Here is a 20,974-nt window from a genome sequence, read left to right on the forward strand (position 1 = left end):
TATTAAAACGACTCTATTTTAATTTATACTAAATGTACAAGTAATACTCCCTAAACCTAGCTTGTCTGGTTATCCCGTTAAATACTATGAAAAAAGAACTTGTATCGTATACAAGTTCTTTTTTGTCGCCTATTTAAATAATATATCCTTACTATATTGCTTTCCGATGAGTAAGTCATATTGAATAAACTCATATTGCTTTAACATTTCTTTTTGTTTTTCTGTTAAACTTTTTATTGCTTCTCCGTCTTTTCCTATCTTCAATTCATCACGAAGTACGGGAATTTCTCCATATAACTTCGATAAAAATTGATAGAACGGTACCTTATTTAATCCAGCATAATCAAAGACAAGATTTGAAAAATAGATTGGACTTACTAAACCTAAATTGTCATTTGGCATATCAAAATTTGCATACATTAATAACGGCGTTTGCGCCATCGCTAATCGTTCACTTGGCGTTTTTTCATTTGTTATATAACCAGTCTCTTTATAAAGAGATTTATTTGTTCCTAGTGATGGGAGATGGTCCCCAAAGAATACTAATAATGTAGGTCTATCTAAATTATCTAGCTCCTCTATTAAATATTGAAGAGCTTCATCTGAACGTCTTAATCCTTCTGTATAAGTCTCTAATTCAGCCTTCGACTCTTCATTTTCTAATCCACTAATCTCTATTTGATTTTCACCAAATCTTCCTTCTGTAAATGGAAAATGATTTTGCATCGTAACTGCATGAACAAACGTAGGTTTCTTTTGCTTCTCTAATTCAGCTATTATCTCTTTACTCATAGATAGATCGCTAATATAATCTCCATCAACTTCTACATTTTCCATCGTATCTTGTGCATTAAACTTATCAAATCCTAACGCTTTATATACATCATCCCGTTTAAAGAATGAGCGACCGAACGAATGAATTGCACTTGTATAATACCCTTCTTTTTTCAATGCTCGAGGAATTGATGGAATTTCTTTCTTATTTGTAACGACTTGCTGATATGGTATAGAGCCTGGTTTTAACAAACTCATTGAATAACTCGTTAATGCCTCAAATTCAACGTTTGCAGTATTTCCTCCAAATGCAGGAGAAATAGTTTGTCCACCAGGAAAACTTTCTATATAATGATGCAAATTAGGTAAAGGATCTTCACTAAAGGACAGGTTGGTTAACTTCGTTGGATCCCAAAACGATTCACTCATTACAAAAATAATATTCGGTTTCTCTTTTTGCTTCTGCGCCCCTATATTGCTACTATATTGTTTCTTTATATCGTTTGCTATTTGAAGCATATTTTCTTTTGAATAATCTTTCGGCTTTTCAATGACTGTCGTATCTAAATTACTTATAAATCCTAGCACAAAACCATTTGAAGCATAATTTTCATTTTGATTCCACAAAACGAACTCTATACCTGACTTTTGAAACCATTTATTCATAAACGTATTCGTAAAATTACCATACACATATAAAATAAAAACGGATCCTATTATAAATAGAACTCGTACGCCTGCATGAACTTTTACATTTTGAATATACTTCCTCACATACATACCCGCCAAAATACAGACAACAACACTTACAATAACGAGAAGAATATAACCCCAACTAAAATAATCCATCACCATTGGTATAACAGATTGCATATGTCCAATCTGTGTAAAATCAGAAGGATATAGTGGGTCTCCCCTAAAAACAATTTTGAAGTGATTTACAATAGCCAAAATAATTAATACACTGCTTGTCAGAATAGTACTCAAAAAAACTTTTCCAAGTACGTTGTACACCAAAACATATATCGCATAAATTACAATTAAACTAAATATAAACTGTGCGTTATAATTGTAAATCCAATTCAGTGTATTTACGAGATTCATATTATTTTGCATAAAAATAAAAAGAAAAGTAACCGCATGAGCTACTAAAAAAGTTCTAATATAAATCCGAATAATCGGTTTAAATTTATTAACTATACCTTTATTTAAATACGCAACATATAGTAGTACAACCCACATCAAAATTATCATTATACTTAAAACAATTTTTTGATTTAACATATCTTTCATCGCATCTAAACTAAAATATTTTAAAATCAAGAAAAGTGTTGGTATTACATATAGGGTTACTAGGCCACTTAACATCGCTGAAATTAATATACTTCTTCTTGGCTGATGAAATGAAAAATTACCCCTCAATTCATTCCCTCTTTTCTGTTTATTAATTTCACCCCGCACCGTAAAAACAGTTTCTATTAAGATAACATACTTCATGCATTTCGTCTTCACACTGGATTCTACTATAACTGTAGTTTCTTAATTCTCCCTTAATCAACAGTTAAATTTTGGAATACCAACTATTCATTCTTAAAAAACTAAATTCCTTCATTCCACTTTATGATATAATAACTATGTTTTGGAAAACCTTAATACTAATATGGTTTTATCATGAAAATACGAAAGAAATAATAAAAAGGGAGATGCTCATTTTTGTTAAATAAGTTTAAAAATTTGCCTAAAGCGGTATATGTAATTTTGGCGCTTTCTTTCCTGTTGCATGTTTTTTGTCTAGTAAAACAGCCAGGATTAAATGGAGAAGTAGTCAAAGTAACATATGGTGCATATGATGCGTTCAACTATTCGTTAACAGCTGAACAGCTATTAAAACACGGTGTCTTTGGATATGTTTATTTGGAGCCTAGTGAAGTTCCTGGAAAAAATGCATACATCACACCAGGTCAGCCACTATTATTAGCTGGCGCTATGATTATTTCTGATGTTACATCACTTCCTTACTATTACGTGGCAACCATCATTAATATGATACTGAACCTCGGCACAGTGTTATTAGTATTCTTAATAGGAAAAGAGTTATTTGAAAAGAATATTTATGGAATTGTCGCAAGTATTTTATATGCTATTTATCCAAGTAACTATACATACTTCCGTACGTTATTAACCGAAGTTCCTTCAATATTCTTATTAACGTTAAGTGTATATGTATTTGTTCTCGCATGGAAATATAATAAAGTGAAATTCCATATATGGTTCGGAATTGTCGTTTCCATTTTACTTATGTTCCGTCCAAATCCAGCTCCAATGATGCTCATTCCTGTTCTTGTCGTCTTGTTCACATATGGATTTAAAGACTCAATTCGAATTGGATTATTATGGCTCATTGGCCCGTTCTTTATTATCGGTGCCTGGGTTGTTCGTAACTATTTAGCGTTCAATCAATTTATCTTATTCTCAACCCAAGGTGCGGACCCATTAATTGCCGGTGCGGATCCATTTAACAAAATCGGCTATGAAAATGTAGTTAACCAAATGAAGGCCCAGGGTTTAGAAGATAAAAATGCATACGCAAAAGATTTAATCAAAAATGGATTTAAAACGGACTTCACATATTGGTTCTCGTGGTTCACTGTTGGTAAAACAATTGAATTATTCAAAACAGCTCCTGCTGTAGACCAATACCATATTCATAAATTTATGCAAATGTGTCATAAAGTCTTCATCATAGGCACATTCTTGAGCAGTTTCTGCTGCATGCTAAATTCATTTAAACATAAACGCGTTATGATGCTAGTAGCAAGTTCTGTTATTTACATCATCTTCTCAAACTTATTCTTAGCAATTAATCGCTACGGATTTTTCATTAACCCTCTTATGTGCTTAATTCTTGCATATGGGTTAGTTTACGCTGTGCAGAAGCTTCCATTTTTCCGCACTAGCCAAGCATAACAAAAAAGAGGTCGTCCAAAAACGGACGACCTCTTTTTTATTTATCCAACACTTTGAACACGGCCAATTTGTCCATCTTGTAATCGAACTTTAATTCCGTACGTGTGTGTTTCTGTGTTTGTTAAAATATCTTTCACAACACCACTCACTGTTTTACTATAATCTTTATCCAATTGAATAACTACATGTGAACCAACCGAAATTTGTGATCTTGTCGGTTTCCCACCTGTTGCTTCTGTTGTTTTTTCTTGTTTCTGTGTTCTCTCTTGTTGTGCAGACTGTTGTTGCTGAGCCTTCTGTTTCTCTTCTTGCTTACGTTTTTCTTCCTCTACTCTTTGCTGCTCTTCTTGCTTACGTTTTTCTTCTACTCTTTGCTGCTCTTCTTGCTTACGTTTTTCTTCTTCTACTTTTTGTTGCTCTTCTTGCTTACGTTTTTCTTCCTCTGCTTTTTGCTGCTCTTCTACCTTCTTATCTTCTTCAACTTTCTTCTCATCTATTTTCTGTTCTTCCGATGCTTTCAGCTTTTCCTCTTCATCTTTACAAGCTGTTAAAACCACTACACATAAGCTCATAAGTAAAAATAATAATAATTTTTTTAACATTAAAAAATCCTCCTATATATACATTACAAATAATGACCTTTAATAGAATAACAAATATGTATAAACCCATTTGTCGTAATTTGTCGTATACATTGGATTTTCCATGTAACACTACATGCTACAAATAGAAAAGAACCTGTCATGTGACAGGTTCTTTTCGTTATTTATTAGGATACGATGATTAGCATGTTTACTATACAAGAGGAAGCATCCATATTTTCCATATGATACTTACGATTACTATAAGTACAAAATCAAACAAATCTAATCTCGGACCCTTTTTCATAGTCATGTCTAGCCACATATGAATCCATTTCATTTCCTTATATTTATGAATATTTTTCTTTGCGAATCGGTAAGTGAGCACTTGCATGATGTAAATTCCAATTACACAAATAAGCAATAAGATGAGAAATTCAAACACAAAATTCCTCCCTATTTTTGAAGCGTTCTTTCTACTATATGGTTCTTCAAAACCCATTCCTCAAACTGAGCACTTCCAAACTCCCAGCTCAAATCACGAGCATGTACAGAAAAAACGTAATAACCAGCATATTCGTCCATAAACCGACCTGTCTCTATCTCCTCTTTCTGAAGACCGTATACTCCAAAATTAAAATACACATCCCACACGTCTTCATGCTTCCTCTTATAAGCAATCGATTCCATATCACATTCAGTTCCGAAATAATCAAGATGTAAATGTACGCTATCATCGTATTCGTAATCCATTTTATCACCCCTTATATTTGTACTTCTTTATTACCCGAAAAATTCCTGCTATCTATACTCACATATGGGCACTTACCTACATATTATGCTTGTAGATTGACTTCTAGGAGGTGTCATATAGTGAAAAAATTAATAACCGTTTTTTGCATCATGTTACTAGCTGTTTTCACATTCGCTGCTTGTAGTAGTACAAAGGAAAGTACGAAAGAACAAGCTCAAAAAATTCGCGTTGGCGAAGTTACACACTCTCTTTTCTACGCACCATTATATGTTGGAATTGAAAAAGGATTTTTTAAAGATGAAGGCTTAAATATTGACTTACAAACAACAGCTGGCGGAGATAAAACGATGACCACCCTTTTATCTGGCGGAATTGATATTGCTCTCGTTGGTTCAGAAACGTCTATTTATGTTCATCAACAAGGAGCAAAAGATCCTGTCATTAATTTTGCGCAGCTTACACAAACAGATGGTACATTTTTAGTTTCCCGTAAAAAATTAGACTCTTTTAATTGGAACGACGTAAAAGGCGTTACGTTTTTAGGACAGCGTAAAGGCGGCATGCCGCAAATGGTTGGTGAATACGTTTTAAAGAAAAATGGCATTGACCCTCGCAAAGATACGAACTTAATTCAAAATATCGAGTTTGCTAATATTGCAAATGCCTTTGCATCTGGTACGGGAGAATTTGTACAGCTCTTTGAACCGACTGCAAGTATACTTGAAAAAGAAGGAAAAGGTTATATCGTCGCGTCTTTCGGAGCTGAATCTGGTACTGTCCCTTATACAACGTTTATGGCAAAAGAAAGTTTCTTAAAGAAAGATAAAGCTGCTGCAGAAAAATTCACGCGCGCACTATATAAAGCGCAGCAATGGGTTGATACACATAGTCCAGAAGAGATTGCCGATGCCGTTTCACCACTATTTAAAGACACTTCAAAAGACATTTCAGTAAAAGTAATTGAACGCTACAAAAAACAACATTCATATGCGACAAATCCATTATTAGATGATGCAGAATGGAAACAACTCCAAACGATTATGAAAGAATCTGGTGAATTACAAAAAGAAGTTCCACATGAAGCGCTCGTCAATACAAAAATTGCCGAAAGCGTTATTAAGAAATAGAGGCGAAGTGTATGAGCTTTTTACAAATACGTAACGTTTCTCACTGCTTTTTTGCAAAAGAAAATGCCAAACTTATTCTTGAAGATATGAGTTTGCAAGTAGAAGAAGGCGAATTTATTTCAATCCTTGGTCCAAGTGGTTGCGGAAAAACAACGCTCCTCTCCATCATCGCAGGTCTACTCGATCCAATTGAAGGTATCGTATTTTTAGATGGTGAACCGATTACAACTAAGACCCCCTCTATGGGCTATATGCTCCAGCAAGATTACTTGTTTCCGTGGAAAACAATTGAAGAAAATATTATGCTCGGACTTCATATTCGGAAGGTTTATGATGAAAATACGAAAGAACATACATTAAAGCTTTTAAAACAAGTCGGCCTATATGATATAGAACAGCAATACCCTCGTGAACTATCCGGTGGTATGCGCCAACGTGCTGCACTCGTTCGAACATTAGCGACCGACCCAAAAATTTTATTGTTAGATGAACCATTTTCCGCTCTTGATTATCAAACAAAATTAAAACTAGAAGATCTCGTCTTCACATTACTACGTAACTATAAGAAAACATCCTTACTTGTGACACATGATATTGAAGAAGCAATTGCGATGAGTGATCGTATTTATTTGCTGCAGGCGAACCCTGGAAAAATTGCAAAAACGTTCATCGTCCCAGAAAGTATTCGTTCCTTATCGCCATTAGAAGCACGCCACCACCATGACTTCCCATCCCTCTTCCAAGAAATATGGAAGGAGCTGGAACGACTTGGATAATATAAAACAACTACATGAACAGTTTCGAAAAAAAGAAAGACAACATGCATGGTTAGCTCGCTCTTTACAACTTGTACTTCTTGTTCTTTTCTTTGCACTATGGGAAATAGCTAGTAAAAAAGAATGGATTGATCCTTTACTCTTTAGCTCTCCTTCAAGTATTTGGGATCTCTTTTTAACGAAATGGATTGACGGTTCACTTTGGGTCCACATATGGACGACATTACTTGAAACAGGAGTAGGCTTCATTCTCGGAACTGTACTTGGAGCTATTATTGCTACTCTCCTTTGGTGGATGCCACTTTTGGCCCGCGTACTTGATCCTTATCTCGTCGTCCTAAATGCAATGCCAAAAGTTGCACTCGGTCCAATCATCATTGTTATTTTCGGTCCAAATATTTCATCCTCTATCGCAATGGGGGTAATCATCTCTATCATCATTACTATTCTCGTTATTTACAGCGCATTTCAAGAAGTCGATTCCAACTATATTAAGGTCATGGACACATTTGGCGCAAATAAATGGCAATGCTATAAGCACGTTATTCTCCCTTCATCTTTCCCTGCAATTATTTCAACGTTAAAAGTAAATGTTGGCTTATCATGGGTCGGTGTTATTTTCGGGGAACTCCTCGTTTCTAAACAAGGACTTGGCTATTTAATTAGCTACGGATTCCAAGTCTTTAACTTCACACTCGTCTTGCTCAGTGTATTGCTCACTTGCGTCCTCGCAACTCTTATGTATGTATTTGTCGAGGCATTTGAAAAACTCCTTATTGGAAAACGAAAAAAAAGCTGACTTAGAGCGATACGCTAGAGTCAGCTTCTTTCTTCTACCTTTTATCACATATTTTCGAATCATCTGCAACATTCCCATTAGCAACCGTAACTGTATGGAAACAATCTTTCACACGCACCGTAACGACATTATCTTTTCGATCAATAATATGATAATCATTAAACTCTTTATTTAATGCACTACGAATTTGCTCCCCTTCAAAAATCGGAAAACCGTGAGACATTACCCAAATGAGACCAGCAACAGCAAGAATCGTTTTCATACGTTTCATTACCTCCTCGAGAGTAAACTTATAGCCCCTATACTATGCGCATTATAATTGTGTCTAATTTGTGACGTTTTTATACTAATTCTATTTTAATGATTCAGTTCCTTCTTCTTTTTTTAAAAAAGACAGAATTTTCAATTTTATCAACATAAAGAAACGCAAAGAACTACAATTCTTCACGTTTTCCCTTGGCTAAAATATATCGAACACATAATTCGCATTAGTGTCCACTTGGTTGTTCCATCGTTTTCGACACATTATATAACCCAGCTAACACTTCCGCTCTCATTTTTACAAGCTCGGAGAATTGATAGAAGAAGGCAATTTTTTTATATTTTAATTCTGTTCCTTCTTTCACCTTTTTTGAATCTTGTAAAATAAACGCTGTAAATGTATCCGCAATATCCTCTGCTACATTTGTCGTCCCATACAGTGAAACAAACTCACCATGCTTTTCCTTAAAAAATTCAATTTGAGCTTCTTCGCTTTCTTCCACTTTCTTTTCTGTCCACTCCTGGTCAATTGGTTTCCAAAAAGAATTATAAAATTGATTTATATAAGAGCTCTCCTTCGCACATCCTTCTTGTAAGAAAAGAGATTTACATTTATTTTGGTATGATGAAATATCTTTATCTTCTTCAAAAGCCTTTAAGTACTTTTCATTTACTGGTATTTGTTTATGTCCCAGTGTCAATACGTGAGCCGTCTCATGTATTAATGTTTTCATCACTTGATCGATATTTACTGCAGAATCAAGCGTATCTAAGCTAATGGTCCACTCTTTCGGATACTCCATACTCGGCATAACATGAGCGACAATTCCATCGTATCCATCTGTTACCATATCAAACTCTTTTATGTCAGTGCGATACTTAGCAGGAATAAGCGTGCTATACATCTCCCATAACGATTCATGATAATCCCTATCTTGACGTTGCTTTAATACTTCTTCTTTCGCGTCCTTATCCTCCGCAAAAGCCTTATTCAATCGTTTGCGATCTAGTTTATCGAAATAAGGATCTACAATTTCATCACCATCAATATAATAAGAAGCTAAAAAGAAATAATTTTCATCATCCTTTTTTTTCATTTCTGCTTCTTTCATATCGTTACTTGAATGTCCTTCTAAATCATAATCCTCTAGTACTTCAAGTTCTGAAAGTCCATCTATCTTTTTATATACTTTTTGAAGTGTTTTATCACCTATTTGTGTGCATTCTTCTGTCGTTTCGCACACATCTTTTTTCTCTCTTTTCGAAGTTTGCTCCGACATATCACATCCAGCTACTAAGCCCATTGAAATCATAAAACACATTAACTTGCCATACAGTTTCTTCATACGCCCCTCCATTATTCCATTCTACAAAAATATCATAATCATTTTTTAACGAATATGCGATAATTAATTATAAAAACTGTATGGAGGTTTCCCATGATTCGAGCAGTCTTATTTGACTTAGATGGAACACTATTAGATCGTCGTCAATCTTTAGAGCAATTTATTCGTGATCAATATAATCGCTTCGCCTTTCATTTGATAAACATAGAAAAATTCGAGTATTGCTCTCGTTTTCTCGAACTCGACAATAATGGTTACACGTGGAAAGATAAGGTATATTCCACTCTCCTTTGCGAATACAACATTACCACTTTAACGCAAGAGCAACTGCTACACGACTATATTACAAACTTCCAACATCATTGTATTCCTTTCCAAAACATGCATGAACTACTTCAACAATTAAAACAGCGAAACATTAAAATTGGTATTATTACAAACGGCTTTACTAAATTTCAGATGAGCAACCTTCGAGCACTAAACATACATACGTATACAAGCACGATTCTTGTTTCAGAAGCAGAAGGAATTAAAAAGCCTCACCCTGAGATTTTCGAACGGGCTTTACAAAAGCTAAACGTAAAAGCAGAAGAATGCCTTTACGTTGGGGACCATCCAGAAAATGATGTGCTTGGTTCTGAACAAGTAGGGATTCTTGGCGTTTGGAAGAGAGATTCATTTTGGGGTGACTTTGAACATTCACGTGTGGTGGATGATTTGTTAGAAGTGCTTTCGTTTTTAGGGGCGGAGAGAAAAACAAGACGATAGTAAATGAAATTTCACTTTATCAGCGATTCGCCAAGGAACATCGGCTTACCGACAAAAGCTGACAAACAAAAAGAGGCCATTTTTCAAAAACGCCTCCTCTTCCTTTATTATTCATATACTGTAAACTGCGGTTTACTCGGATGATCTTTAACTAGCGCATCATCTGGAAACTTTGAAACTTTTTTATATAAAGCAATGTCACCGATACAACCTGCTGTTAGTAGAATCCCTAAAAATGAGAGTGGCTCCAGATTCATAGCTAATCCCAATACAATTGGTAAAATCCCAGTTGGTAAAAACGGAAGCATTAACACTGTCTTCATTTGCTTTACTGTAATCACCTGTTTAGAATGAGCATATGCAGCACCTAATTTCCAATTGACGCCCCATTTTAGTTCACTCCACGGAACACCTCCGATATAGCGAAATCCAATTAAATGTATTGCCTCATGAATACAAACGAGAATAATCATTCCAATAATCAAAAGAAACATAATCGGCAATGTAATTTCAATTTGAAACTCGCCTGAAAAAAGCGCATGTAAAAAACTAATTCCAAATGCCAAAACAAATATTATAAGAAATGCATAGAAATTTAATTTAACCATCGAAACCGCAACAGTCGTTTCTTTTCTTTTATCCATCTTTTCCCCTCCTAAAACGTAAATACACCTTTACAAAATTGTATAATATACCCAAAATAAATGTAAAGATATATTTACATTTATTTTGAACACAAAAAAAGAAACCGGCCACTTTACTTCGTAAAACAGCCGATTTCTTCTATATGTTTCATCGTACGCGCTAATACATCATCGCGCATAATAAAGCTAAATTTTCTATCAGTTTTAATATTATCAGGAATGTCTTTTAATAACACAGACCCTTTCGTTTCTTCGTAATGCGTATGTTGCTCTACCGCACTAATTGTTGCAAAATAAATGTTTTTAATGATTATTTTGTCTTTTCCGGATACTTTGTATTGCCCTAAGTAAGTTAAATCAGAAACTATGCCGCCGGTTTCCTCATGAACTTCTCGAACTGCCGCTTCTTCCGGTGTTTCCCCGAGTTCTACTTTACCACCTGGAAATTCAAGACCACGGCGTAAATGATGCGTTAATAACCATTGATCCCCGTACCGGCATACAACCCAAACATGCTTTGGCTCAGGAGAAAATGGGTAACGTTCAAACGATAATTGTACAGTGTTGTGGTAATAATCTTTAAATTTGTACATGCCATTACTCCCCTATTGATGATTACAAGTTTTTCCTACCACAAATTGTAGCATATTCTCGCTTTTCTGCATAATATTATCCAATTACAATCCATTGATTATTCCCATTTGTGCGACTAATTCTTTCGTTTCATGATTCCCTAGATCATAAATCATTTTATATGCTTTTTGTAGTTGTTCATCATATCGATCATTATTCGAATCGTGATGATACTCAACGAATGGAACGTGGGAGCGTACATACGAACCTAAGTCCTCTTCATACGCTTGATCAAAATACTCTCTTAACTCCGTAATCTCTTCGTCATTTGCATAAATTTCAAAATTATACGTATCCGCCGTCTTCACTTGCGAAATTTGACCATTTCCAACTGATATATAATATGTTTTTTTATTCTCCATGTAACACCCTTCTTTCATCCTTTTAATTTCTATTGTTTTCATCAATTACAAAATTATGTAAAATAAAGAAAAGGAGGGATTTCATGCTCAAAATATTAATTATCGGCATTATAATCGTACTGATCGTATTAGTACTCTCCGTCATGACGATTAATAAAGGCTACGCATATAAACATTCTGTTGATAAGCCCGAAGATAACCCTTACCCGAAAAATAATAAGGAGGAATCATAGTATGCCTCGTATACTTCGCATCGCAATCGCACTCACTGTGATAACTATGTCGGCAATTGGGCTCTATACAGGTCAAAATAACTTTCTACCACTTTCACAATTTCTATTAGGAGCTTTAATGTTTCTCATCGCAATTGAGCAAATAAAAAAGAAGGATTCAGGAACCGGATTTATTTGCATTGTTGCTGGAGCTTTCATTTGGATTGTTCTTATCATTACCTACATAAAATAGAAGGAGGGTCCTTTATGTTAAAAGGAGTTCGAATTACTTTTTCACTTATCGCTTTATCTATAGCAATCTATAGTTTTATTACTGGAAATAGAGGAATTATGCCTTATATGTTTATCTTTTTAGGCGGTATGGCTTTCATTGTAAGTATAGAGGAAATGATGGAACATAAAAAAGTAAGTAGTACGCTCGTTTTTTTAGTCGGTGCAGCAGTTTTATATCTAGGTATCTCAGAAATACTTCGTTAATTTGTCTATTTAAAGGAGGGATACAACGCTAACTAGATTACGTATTTTTCTCATGCTTTTCATGCTCCTGATACTCTCTTTGCACTTATTCTCTTATTACCGATAATTTCACAATTCTCCCATACATACAATTTACTTTCAGTTGTTTCTTTATTCTTCTAGGAATTAATGAACTGAAATCCGGACGATAATCAATGAGTATTCCGTATTTTTTCGTTTCTATTCTTATGTTCTTCGTTTTAATATCGACCTACTTTCGCTAAAGGTAACATGTACTTTTAATCACCTATTGACGATTATTTTCACCAATTTTGCTTTTTCGAACAGGTAATACATTTGAGGACAATAAAAAAAAACGAAAAAGGTGGAGAATAGTATGCTAAAAATATTTCGCATTATATCCGCTCTTATCGTCATCGCTCTCGCTCTATCCGGAATATTTACAAACGCACTTGTTATTATGCCCTATATGCTTATCGCCTTATCTATTATGACTTTCATCATGAGCGCAGAAGAAAAACAGAAACAAAATAAAGTAAATAGTACAATCTCTTTCTTTTCTGGCGTCTTTACTTTAATTATGGTCATTCTTATTCTTGTTTCTCAATAACAATACTTCTACTAAGGAGGATTTCATGTTAAAAAACTTTCAAATTATAATAGCTACTATCGCTCTCATTCTCGCTCTACTTAGCCTCTTTGCAAACCTCTCTATGCTTTTACCATTCGTATTTATCCTTTTAAGTATTATGTTTATCCTTTTTGGAATTGATGAAATAAAAGAGCAGCAAAAAGCAAAAGCATTTGTTTATTTTCTCGGTTCTGTCTTTATTTTATATGTTGGAGTGTCTAGTATACTTTCATAAAAAAAGAGCAAGTTTTCTCTTAACAAAATAAAAAAAACTGCCCTTTCACAGGCAGTTTTTCTTTCTATCCAAATACTTTCTCAAGTTCATCTTTATCTTGGCTTAACCAGAAGTTCATTAAGCGTTGTGCTCCTTCTAAGTCGTGAAGCTTCGCTTGGCCACATTGTGTTTCATTTGCAGCTGGAATTTCTGTAATTTGAACCGCATCTTTTAATGTTAGTTCTAATAAATCAATGATTTCACGAACTGTCGGTGTCCCGCTTACTACAAGATAATACCCTGTTTGGCAGCCCATCGGTGAAATATCGATAATATCAAAATGCGGATAACGATCAATATATTTACGTAAATTAAATGCTAATAAATGTTCTAACGTATGAATAACATCTGGTTTCATTGCTTGTTTATTCGGTTGGCAAAAACGAATATCAAATTTATTTACAATACCGTCACTACCTACATTATGAACTCCGCAATGTCTTACATAAGGCGCTTTTACAATTGTATGATCTAATTCAAAGCTTTCTACTGATGGCATATAACATCTCTCCCGCTTTTAATTTAATTCCGTTATATCCAATATGATATAACGGAAATCAACATTAGTAAAGAATTATGTACGGTCGTGCTATAATACTTTAAGACTATGCTGAAAAGGAGACCATTATGAAACAGATTTTTATCGGTATTATACGCTTTTATCAAAAGTTCATTTCTCCGATGACACCGCCAACGTGCCGCTTTCATCCGACTTGCTCTCATTATGGATTAGAAGCGTTTCAAAAACACGGTGCCTTCAAAGGATTTTGGCTTACATGTAAGCGTATATTAAAATGTCACCCTTTCCATCCAGGAGGATTTGATCCTGTCCCAGATAAAAAGGATGACAAAGTAAATTCTTAATTTTCGTAACCATTTACAACTAAATCTAATTTTCCTGTGTCAGGATCTATAACAAGACCGTGAACAGGTACTTCTTCCGGAAGTAACGGATGGTTGCGAAGTATTGACACACTATGTTCTACACTTTCTTCTACACTAGAGAACCCTTGTAGGAATCTTTCTAAATCGATTCCAGAATAACGAAGTGTATCTAATTTCTCTTCTGTTACGCCGCGCTCTTTCATTTTCTCAATTGTACTGCTTGCTTGAATTTTTGCCATACCACAATCATGATGACCGACAACACATACTTCGTCAGCTCCAAGCTCATATACAGCGACTAAAATACTACGCATAATACTTCCGAATGGATGTGAAATAACAGCGCCTGCTACTTTAATAATTTTCACATCACCGTTACGCATATTCATTGCTTTCGGTAATAATTCAACAAGACGAGTATCCATACAAGAGATAATTACCATCTTTTTGTTTGGAAATTTCCCTGTTTCATACTCTTCGTATTTTTTCTCTTCAACAAATTTTTCATTGTATTGTAAAATCTCTTCTAATGACTTCATAGTAAAGAACCCTCTTTTCTCTCATTTACACTACATATATAGTGTACCAAAATTTGAAAAACTCAAAAAGGATATTGATTTATAGTAAAAATAGGATATTTTCAGATAATCGACATAATTCTTTCAAAATATACACACACCTTTGTAACAAGTCTCACATACTTTAAACGTTTTTTCACTATAAACTGATTGTAGATAATGTAAAAAAGGAGTGAATATTTATTATGTCCGACGTTCTGTTACTAAGTCGTTTTCAATTTGCAATTACTATTTTTTATCACTTTTTATTTGTACCTTTGACAATCGGACTTGTTATTTTAGTAGCATGTATGGAAACTCAATACGCCCGCACATTGAATCCAACATACCGTAAAATGGCAAATTTCTGGGGAAAACTTTTTACAATTAACTTCGTAATGGGGATTATAACCGGAATTACGATGGAATTCCAATTTGGAACAAACTGGTCTGAGTACTCCAAATATATGGGGGATATTTTCGGATCACCTCTCGCAATCGAAGCACTCGTTGCCTTCTTCTTAGAATCTACTTTCATGGGAATATGGTTATTCGGTAAAGACAAAATCTCACCAAAGTTCCGTGCTTTCTGTATGTGGATGGTTGCACTTGGAACAAATATTTCTGCCCTTTGGATTATTACAGCAAACGGCTTTATGCAAAACCCCGTTGGCTATGTAATACGTAATGGCCGCGCTGAATTAAATGATTTCTGGGCTCTTGTTACAAATCCATATGCATGGAATATGTTCTTCCATACTGTAATTGGTTGTTATATTGTCGGTGCTTTCTTCGTTATGGCAATTAGTGCATATCACTTACTACGTAAAAACGAAGTGGAATTCTTCAAAAAATCATTTAAATTTGGTTTAATGTTAGGTTTATTCGCCGCAACAATTACACCATTTATGGGCCATCAATCCGGTGTATCAGCTGCTAAGTATCAACCAGCAAAAGGAGCTGCGATGGAAGCAGTTTGGGAAACTGGAAAAGGACAAGGCTTCTCAATCATTCAAATTCCTGATGTGAAAAATGAAAAGAACTTTGAATTCCTTACTATTCCAAAACTCGGAAGTTTCTTCTATACAAACTCATTTGATGGAGAAATTGTTGGTTTAAAAGATATTCCGAAAGAAGATCGTCCAAATGTTAACCTCGTGTACTATAGCTTCCGCTTAATGGTTGCACTTGGCATGTTCTTTATGGCATTAACTTGGTACGGTTTCTATTTAAACCGAAAAGGAAAACTAGAAAACTCAAAACGTTATTTAAAAATTACAATGTGGTCTGTTTTACTTCCATATATCGCAATTAACGCCGGCTGGATTGTCGCTGAAGTAGGTCGTCAACCATGGACAGTTTATAAACTAATGCGTACAGCAGAATCTGTGTCACCTATATCAGTTCCACAAATTTGGTTCTCATTAATTAGTTTAATATTGTTCTACACTTTGCTCTTAATTGCAGATGTATACTTAATGCTGAAGTTCGCGAAAAAAGGACCCGCTGCATTAGAAGAACCTGCTACTGAAGGAGGTACAGCTCATGTCTCATGATATGCTTGCAATTATCTGGTTCGGTTTATGGGGCGTAATTTGGACAGTTTACTTCATTCTTGATGGCTACGCACTCGGTAACGGGATGATTTTCCCATTCGTTGCGAAAGACCGACAAGAACGAAATCAATTACAAGAAGCAATTGGTCCATTCTGGGGTGGTAATGAAGTATGGTTAATTACAGCTGGTGGTGCAACATTTGCTGCCTTCCCAATCACATATGCAAATATGTTTAGTTACCTATATACACCACTGTTTTTAGTATTACTTGCACTATTTGCTCGTGCCGCTGGACTTGAATTTATGCATAAAGACGATTCACCAATTTGGCAAAAAACTTGTAAATGGGCATTTACAATTGGTAGTTTCCTAATCGCCTTCTTATTCGGCGTTACATTCGCTAACCTGTATTACGGGCTGCAAATCGGAAAAGATGGTTATGAAGGAACTTTACTTAGCTTACTAAACCATTATGGTATTTTAGGTGGTCTTTTCTTCACTGCTATATTCGTCGTATCTGGTGCCCTTTGGATTATGATTAAAACAACTGGCGAAGTATCTGATCGTGCTTATAAAATCGCAAGACCATTTTCAATGGCAGCTGCTATCATTTTAGCTATTTTCTATGTCGCAACTGCAAATCGTACAAATTTATTCCAAAACTTCACGGAATATCCTGTACTATTCATTCTTCCAGTACTTGCAATGTTAATGAGTGTACTCACACTTATTATGGTGTACAAACATAAAATCGGCCTTGCATTCACATTCGTTTGCTTAACAATCGCAATGTTTATGACAACTGGTTTTGCAGGTATGTTCCCAAGAATGTTACCATCTCGTATTAACGACGCTTATAGTACAACGTTATACAACGCAGCTGGTAGTCAATTAAACTTAAAAATTATGTTCTTCGTTGCAATCGTCATGGTACCAATCGTTATTGGATATCAGCTTTGGAGCTACAGCATATTTAAAAATAAAATTCATAAAGACTCTGCTAAAGGATATCACTAAAATAAAAAAGACACTTCGAGCGAAGTGTCTTTTTTATTTTACGTATGATTTTCGATAAGATGTTACATTTCTAATCTAACAACTATGATAAAGAAGAATCACTAACAGCTCACAACTAAATTGTATCACAGGGCAAGCACATCATTTTATGCAATTTTACATATAAAAATTATAACGTAGATTGAATTACTTGGTCATACACATCGTTATCCGTTACATCTGCCGTACTAATACCACTGAATGTCCTCACATTTAATCCGGTATTTGAAGATCCCGATCCATTATAAGCTTTCGTTTTTTCAATCGGATGCACATTATATTTATCACCTAAATTAATTGTTCCGTTACAGTTTTCAATAATAACACCTTCAACGACTGCCGGCATTTTTTCACCTACTTTCATTTCGTTACTTTTATTTTATGAACATCGCCTAAAAAAATAGCATGTTTCAATAAGAAAAAGCACTCAAATTGAGTGCTTTTTCTCTAAGCATTACTGGCAAGTTTGGAGACAGTTGACTTCTTCAAAATTTTATTAGGGGTAATATTTTGAAAAAGAAAGCCTTTCATATGTAGCTTAACACCACTGGAATATATAGTAAATTGATAATCTTTATACGGAAGATTGCTAATGTTTAGTATAGATAGTTTGCACTACGTTAATAGTGAAAATTATCTATACTAAGAAACAAAAAGACGCCTTTCAAGAAGACGTCCTTTCCCCTGTTTATATATACCCCATCCCGCTTTTTGTAAACACACACTAGAAAACAGAATCATGAATTGTTACAAGATTGTTAGGTACAAAAAGAGTAGAGGTAAATATTAATATAAAATTCTGCTTTATAGCGTGTATCCACAACTTATATTTTAATCCTCTTCCCTTGAAAATAAACATAATATGCATAATTACATACCAAAAAGAAAAAGACACTCCACAGAGTGCCTCTTCAACCATTTTACTTTTAATATATCACTTTGAATACATTTTACCATATTTAACTATATCGTTTGTTGAGAAAATTCGAAATCGTTATTTTTTTATCAACATCTTCAAAATCATGTAATATTAAGGATGCAATAAAACATTATACAAATTGAGGTGTACTATATTTATGTATTTCGGAATTATTCCTCTTATATTGTTTATTATTTTTCTTATTTCTTACTTAAAAGATCCACGGAAAATAATAAACGGTTTTTTATTCAATGCCTTTTTCTGTTCTTTCCTTATTTTTTGTACTATTACATCCTATGATTCAGGCAATACTACCCTGCGTTCAATTATATTGCTACCTATTTTAGCACTTATCATTATGATTCCTTTTGGTATTATCGCTTTAATGTTTGGGTTATTTCTGAATGCTAGAATTTTAATGAAACGAGAAGGAAGACGTTTCACTAACTGTTTAACACTCATTGCTGCTTTAGGTATTTTATTCTTTATGTTACTCCCTATTATAAATCCAGCAAGTTTGTTCTCATCACATTTCCAGCCTATTTTCGCTGGTATTTCTCTTATAACTGTATATTTCTTTATACACTTATCTAACTTCTTAACTGCTTATTTTTTATACCAATTCAACAGACCAAGGCGTAATCAAGATTTCATCATCGTTCTTGGTAGTGGCTTAATTAATGACAAAGTGCCACCTTTACTTGCAAGTCGTATTAATAAAGCGATCGACTTCTATTGGAAACAAGCCGCTGTGAATACACCACCAACAATCATTTTCTCTGGTGGACAAGGTCCAGATGAAGGCCTTCCTGAGGCGGAGGCGATGCAAAATTACGCTGTTGAAAAAGGAATTTCTCTTGAACATACAGTACAAGAAAATCGCTCTGTAAACACATATCAAAATATGTTGTTCTCTAAAGAAATTATGGATTCTTTAAAGCCTGAAGGTAAATATAGAAGTATTTTTACAACGAACAATTTTCACCTTTTCCGCGCTGGTATATATGCAAGACAAGCTGGTCTTAATAGCCAAGGAATCGGATCAAAAACAGCCTTTTATTACTGGCCTAATGCAATGATTCGTGAATATGTCGCAATTGTCGTTATGGGGCGTAAGCGCCATATGAAAATATGTGGAACTATTTTAGGTTTCGCTTTATTCCTAACAGTCGTTAGTTTTATACTTTCTTAACAACATCCCATCCTTTAAAAGGATGGGATTTCTTATACGAATTTCAAAAATATTTTAATGGTAATATGGTGATAATATCCCCTGCATACATCCATTAAAGGAGAATTTTTTCAAATTAAATGTTAAAATGGAGTTTAGGTGTGAATTACGTAACAAATAAGAAACTAGTTTGAAACGAGGAAATTACATGAAGAAAATTGTCAAGAGTAAGCCCAATAAGCTGAAAATTGCTTCAAAAGCTTTGATGATTATTATTGGGGCATTTATCACAGCGTACGGATTAGAAGCTGTCTTAATTCCAAATAACGTATCCGACGGTGGTGTGACTGGTTTAAGTATCGTTAGTTCAAGATTATTTGGATTGCCATTAGGAGCTCTAATCGCAGTTATTAACATTCCTTTCGTTTGGTTAGGATATAAACAAATCGGTAAAAGCTTTGCAATTTATTCCATCATCGGGATTGCTTCATTAGCAATAGGTACCGTTGTCATGCACGGAATACCAACAATTATTGAAGGCGACACACTTTTAATTACTGTTGTTGGTGGTATTATTATCGGTTTCGGTATGGGACTTGCCTTACGTAACGGTGGCGCATTAGATGGAATCGATATGCTAGCTGTATTGCTTTCTCGTAAGTTACCTTTTGGAACAAGTGACCTTATTTTATTCTTAAATATGTTTGTCTTTATTTTTGTTTCAACAGTATTTGGTCTTCAAGGGGCTATCCTTTCGGCAATTGCTTACTTTATCGCTTCGAAAGTGATTCATATCGTTGAAGTTGGTTTAAGTGGTTCGAAAACATTTAAAATCATCACGAAAGAGCCTGAATTAATGGTAGAAACAATTCGCGATCGTTTAGGCCGAAGCGCAACGTATAACGAAGTATACGGTGGTTATTCAAGAGAGAAATTCAAAGAAATTTCTTGTGTAATTAACCGTTTAGAAGAAAGTAAAATGAAGGACCTGATTAATGAAATCGATCCTAATGCCTTTATTACAGTTTATGACGTAGCTGAAGTAAAAGGCGGTAACTTTAAGAAACGTGATATTCATTAATCATTATGAAAAAAGAGGGTGTGCCAAAATTTTGGTGCAGCCTCTTTTTATTATTAAGTTGCGGTCGTTGTCAGTTTTTGTCGGTAAGTCGATATATTCCAATAATCGCTGATATATTTTTACTTCCCCCATCTTCCTCCCCTCTTAATCCACTCTACGTATTTTTGAAAAGCGGGCACTTCATGCTGAAAGCGAAGCGGAACATATAGAAAGAGAGTACATGTACATAGTATCCATAGAATACCAACTACAAAGTGAAATTTCATCGTTGTACTAATAAACAAACTGAGGAATAATACGAGGAACATGATTAAACTAAATCTTTTATACATAGTCATAAT

Annotated in this window: 28 protein-coding genes; 15 read left to right on the forward strand and 13 right to left on the reverse strand. The window is 34.5% G+C overall.

All coding sequences use genetic code 11. From position 1 onward, the window contains the following. Positions 1 to 129 precede the first annotated feature (129 nt). Positions 130 to 2,196 carry an LTA synthase family protein gene (locus AC1DKZ_RS20505; RefSeq protein ID WP_476996962.1) on the reverse strand — a complete coding sequence of 689 codons (2,067 nt, stop codon included), beginning with the start codon at positions 2,194 to 2,196 and terminating at the stop codon, positions 130 to 132. A 291-nt stretch (positions 2,197 to 2,487) separates the two neighbouring features. Here AC1DKZ_RS20505 and AC1DKZ_RS20510 point away from each other — a divergent pair, with 291 nt between their 5' ends. Beyond that, a complete protein-coding gene (locus tag AC1DKZ_RS20510) occupies positions 2,488 to 3,741 on the forward strand; it encodes a glycosyltransferase family 39 protein (protein WP_476996963.1) in 1,254 nt (417 codons plus the stop codon). Between the two features lie 41 nt (positions 3,742 to 3,782). On the opposite strand, the gene AC1DKZ_RS20515 is transcribed toward AC1DKZ_RS20510, so the two are convergent. From AC1DKZ_RS20515 to AC1DKZ_RS20525, 3 genes are all read right to left on the reverse strand, one after another. After that, on the reverse strand, positions 3,783 to 4,343 hold the full coding sequence (locus AC1DKZ_RS20515) for a YwbE family protein (RefSeq protein WP_476996964.1): 561 nt from the start codon (positions 4,341 to 4,343) through the stop codon (positions 3,783 to 3,785). A 193-nt stretch (positions 4,344 to 4,536) separates the two neighbouring features. Further along, positions 4,537 to 4,767 (reverse strand): hypothetical protein, encoded by a 231-nt coding sequence (locus AC1DKZ_RS20520; protein WP_002034470.1) that lies wholly within the window; start codon positions 4,765 to 4,767, stop codon positions 4,537 to 4,539. Between the two features lie 11 nt (positions 4,768 to 4,778). Then, the gene (locus tag AC1DKZ_RS20525; RefSeq protein ID WP_002034469.1) at positions 4,779 to 5,075 is read right to left on the reverse strand and encodes a DUF3986 family protein; all 297 of its coding nucleotides are present in this window, start codon (positions 5,073 to 5,075) and stop codon (positions 4,779 to 4,781) included. Between the two features lie 120 nt (positions 5,076 to 5,195). Here AC1DKZ_RS20525 and AC1DKZ_RS20530 point away from each other — a divergent pair, with 120 nt between their 5' ends. Genes AC1DKZ_RS20530 through AC1DKZ_RS20540 form a run of 3 tightly spaced genes read left to right on the forward strand, consistent with a single transcriptional unit; the run spans position 5,196 to position 7,778 of the window. After that, positions 5,196 to 6,203, forward strand: coding sequence for an ABC transporter substrate-binding protein (locus tag AC1DKZ_RS20530; RefSeq protein WP_002089139.1), 1,008 nt, complete (start codon positions 5,196 to 5,198; stop codon positions 6,201 to 6,203). Positions 6,204 to 6,214: 11 nt separating this feature from the next. Continuing rightward, the gene (locus AC1DKZ_RS20535) at positions 6,215 to 6,979 is read left to right on the forward strand and encodes an ABC transporter ATP-binding protein (RefSeq protein ID WP_002034467.1); all 765 of its coding nucleotides are present in this window, start codon (positions 6,215 to 6,217) and stop codon (positions 6,977 to 6,979) included. Beyond that, positions 6,972 to 7,778: an ABC transporter permease gene (locus AC1DKZ_RS20540; RefSeq protein ID WP_002138764.1), complete on the forward strand. Its 807-nt coding sequence runs from the start codon at positions 6,972 to 6,974 to the stop codon at positions 7,776 to 7,778. Before AC1DKZ_RS20535 ends, AC1DKZ_RS20540 begins: the two co-directional genes overlap by 8 nt. Before the next feature lie 34 nt (positions 7,779 to 7,812). Here AC1DKZ_RS20540 and AC1DKZ_RS20545 read toward each other — a convergent pair whose 3' ends face one another. Together AC1DKZ_RS20545 and AC1DKZ_RS20550 are read right to left on the reverse strand one after the other, a co-directional pair. Next, positions 7,813 to 8,040 carry a hypothetical protein gene (locus AC1DKZ_RS20545; RefSeq protein ID WP_476996965.1) on the reverse strand — a complete coding sequence of 76 codons (228 nt, stop codon included), beginning with the start codon at positions 8,038 to 8,040 and terminating at the stop codon, positions 7,813 to 7,815. A gap of 226 nt (positions 8,041 to 8,266) precedes the next feature. Continuing rightward, on the reverse strand, positions 8,267 to 9,385 hold the full coding sequence (locus tag AC1DKZ_RS20550; RefSeq protein ID WP_002129569.1) for a hypothetical protein: 1,119 nt from the start codon (positions 9,383 to 9,385) through the stop codon (positions 8,267 to 8,269). Positions 9,386 to 9,478: 93 nt separating this feature from the next. Between AC1DKZ_RS20550 and AC1DKZ_RS20555 the strand changes: the two genes are divergently transcribed. Beyond that, entirely contained in the window at positions 9,479 to 10,153 is a 675-nt protein-coding gene (locus tag AC1DKZ_RS20555) for an HAD family hydrolase (RefSeq protein ID WP_476996966.1), read from the forward strand. 107 nt (positions 10,154 to 10,260) lie between these two features. On the opposite strand, the gene AC1DKZ_RS20560 is transcribed toward AC1DKZ_RS20555, so the two are convergent. From AC1DKZ_RS20560 to AC1DKZ_RS20570, 3 genes are all read right to left on the reverse strand, one after another. Next, complete coding sequence (locus AC1DKZ_RS20560) at positions 10,261 to 10,797, reverse strand: DUF3267 domain-containing protein (protein ID WP_113938165.1); 537 nt, start codon at positions 10,795 to 10,797, stop codon at positions 10,261 to 10,263. Between the two features lie 113 nt (positions 10,798 to 10,910). Then, on the reverse strand, positions 10,911 to 11,390 hold the full coding sequence (gene mutTA / locus AC1DKZ_RS20565; protein ID WP_002015736.1) for an antimutator 8-oxo-(dGTP/GTP)ase: 480 nt from the start codon (positions 11,388 to 11,390) through the stop codon (positions 10,911 to 10,913). 84 nt (positions 11,391 to 11,474) lie between these two features. Beyond that, a complete protein-coding gene (locus tag AC1DKZ_RS20570; RefSeq protein WP_002089150.1) occupies positions 11,475 to 11,792 on the reverse strand; it encodes a hypothetical protein in 318 nt (105 codons plus the stop codon). Positions 11,793 to 11,875: 83 nt separating this feature from the next. Between AC1DKZ_RS20570 and ytzI the strand changes: the two genes are divergently transcribed. From ytzI to AC1DKZ_RS20595, 5 genes are all read left to right on the forward strand, one after another. After that, positions 11,876 to 12,025 (forward strand): YtzI protein, encoded by a 150-nt coding sequence (gene ytzI, locus AC1DKZ_RS20575; protein ID WP_431183116.1) that lies wholly within the window; start codon positions 11,876 to 11,878, stop codon positions 12,023 to 12,025. A gap of 1 nt (position 12,026) precedes the next feature. Further along, complete coding sequence (locus AC1DKZ_RS20580) at positions 12,027 to 12,257, forward strand: YczI family protein (RefSeq protein WP_476996967.1); 231 nt, start codon at positions 12,027 to 12,029, stop codon at positions 12,255 to 12,257. 14 nt (positions 12,258 to 12,271) lie between these two features. Further along, positions 12,272 to 12,502, forward strand: a complete 231-nt coding sequence (locus AC1DKZ_RS20585; RefSeq protein ID WP_431183117.1) for a DUF3953 domain-containing protein — start codon at positions 12,272 to 12,274, stop codon at positions 12,500 to 12,502. A gap of 376 nt (positions 12,503 to 12,878) precedes the next feature. Beyond that, positions 12,879 to 13,112, forward strand: coding sequence for a hypothetical protein (locus AC1DKZ_RS20590; RefSeq protein WP_431183118.1), 234 nt, complete (start codon positions 12,879 to 12,881; stop codon positions 13,110 to 13,112). Between the two features lie 25 nt (positions 13,113 to 13,137). Then, complete coding sequence (locus tag AC1DKZ_RS20595; RefSeq protein WP_431183119.1) at positions 13,138 to 13,368, forward strand: YczI family protein; 231 nt, start codon at positions 13,138 to 13,140, stop codon at positions 13,366 to 13,368. Between the two features lie 64 nt (positions 13,369 to 13,432). Here AC1DKZ_RS20595 and luxS read toward each other — a convergent pair whose 3' ends face one another. Next, the gene (gene luxS / locus AC1DKZ_RS20600; protein WP_001141371.1) at positions 13,433 to 13,906 is read right to left on the reverse strand and encodes an S-ribosylhomocysteine lyase LuxS; all 474 of its coding nucleotides are present in this window, start codon (positions 13,904 to 13,906) and stop codon (positions 13,433 to 13,435) included. A gap of 128 nt (positions 13,907 to 14,034) precedes the next feature. Here luxS and yidD point away from each other — a divergent pair, with 128 nt between their 5' ends. Continuing rightward, complete coding sequence (gene yidD, locus AC1DKZ_RS20605; RefSeq protein ID WP_002112460.1) at positions 14,035 to 14,271, forward strand: membrane protein insertion efficiency factor YidD; 237 nt, start codon at positions 14,035 to 14,037, stop codon at positions 14,269 to 14,271. Here the strand turns inward: yidD and AC1DKZ_RS20610 are convergent. Then, positions 14,268 to 14,831, reverse strand: coding sequence for a beta-class carbonic anhydrase (locus AC1DKZ_RS20610; RefSeq protein ID WP_002089163.1), 564 nt, complete (start codon positions 14,829 to 14,831; stop codon positions 14,268 to 14,270). The two genes, yidD and AC1DKZ_RS20610, sit on opposite strands and share 4 nt — an antisense overlap. Positions 14,832 to 15,055: 224 nt before the next feature. Between AC1DKZ_RS20610 and cydA the strand changes: the two genes are divergently transcribed. Both cydA and cydB read left to right on the forward strand, forming a co-directional pair. Beyond that, complete coding sequence (gene cydA, locus AC1DKZ_RS20615; protein WP_431183120.1) at positions 15,056 to 16,405, forward strand: cytochrome ubiquinol oxidase subunit I; 1,350 nt, start codon at positions 15,056 to 15,058, stop codon at positions 16,403 to 16,405. Continuing rightward, on the forward strand, positions 16,395 to 17,423 hold the full coding sequence (gene cydB / locus AC1DKZ_RS20620; protein WP_002164909.1) for a cytochrome d ubiquinol oxidase subunit II: 1,029 nt from the start codon (positions 16,395 to 16,397) through the stop codon (positions 17,421 to 17,423). The genes cydA and cydB overlap by 11 nt, the downstream gene beginning before the upstream one ends. Before the next feature lie 169 nt (positions 17,424 to 17,592). Here the strand turns inward: cydB and AC1DKZ_RS20625 are convergent, their stop codons facing one another. Next, positions 17,593 to 17,826, reverse strand: coding sequence for a spore germination protein (locus tag AC1DKZ_RS20625; RefSeq protein WP_088040298.1), 234 nt, complete (start codon positions 17,824 to 17,826; stop codon positions 17,593 to 17,595). 712 nt (positions 17,827 to 18,538) lie between these two features. Here AC1DKZ_RS20625 and AC1DKZ_RS20630 point away from each other — a divergent pair. Then, on the forward strand, positions 18,539 to 19,573 hold the full coding sequence (locus AC1DKZ_RS20630; RefSeq protein WP_476996968.1) for a YdcF family protein: 1,035 nt from the start codon (positions 18,539 to 18,541) through the stop codon (positions 19,571 to 19,573). Positions 19,574 to 19,760: 187 nt separating this feature from the next. After that, positions 19,761 to 20,633: a YitT family protein gene (locus AC1DKZ_RS20635; protein WP_002089168.1), complete on the forward strand. Its 873-nt coding sequence runs from the start codon at positions 19,761 to 19,763 to the stop codon at positions 20,631 to 20,633. A gap of 119 nt (positions 20,634 to 20,752) precedes the next feature. Here AC1DKZ_RS20635 and AC1DKZ_RS20640 read toward each other — a convergent pair whose 3' ends face one another. Further along, positions 20,753 to 20,971 (reverse strand): hypothetical protein, encoded by a 219-nt coding sequence (locus AC1DKZ_RS20640; RefSeq protein ID WP_476996969.1) that lies wholly within the window; start codon positions 20,969 to 20,971, stop codon positions 20,753 to 20,755. Between the last annotated feature and the right edge of the window lie 3 nt (positions 20,972 to 20,974).

It is taken from the genome of Bacillus sp. 05T21, assembly GCF_056396785.1.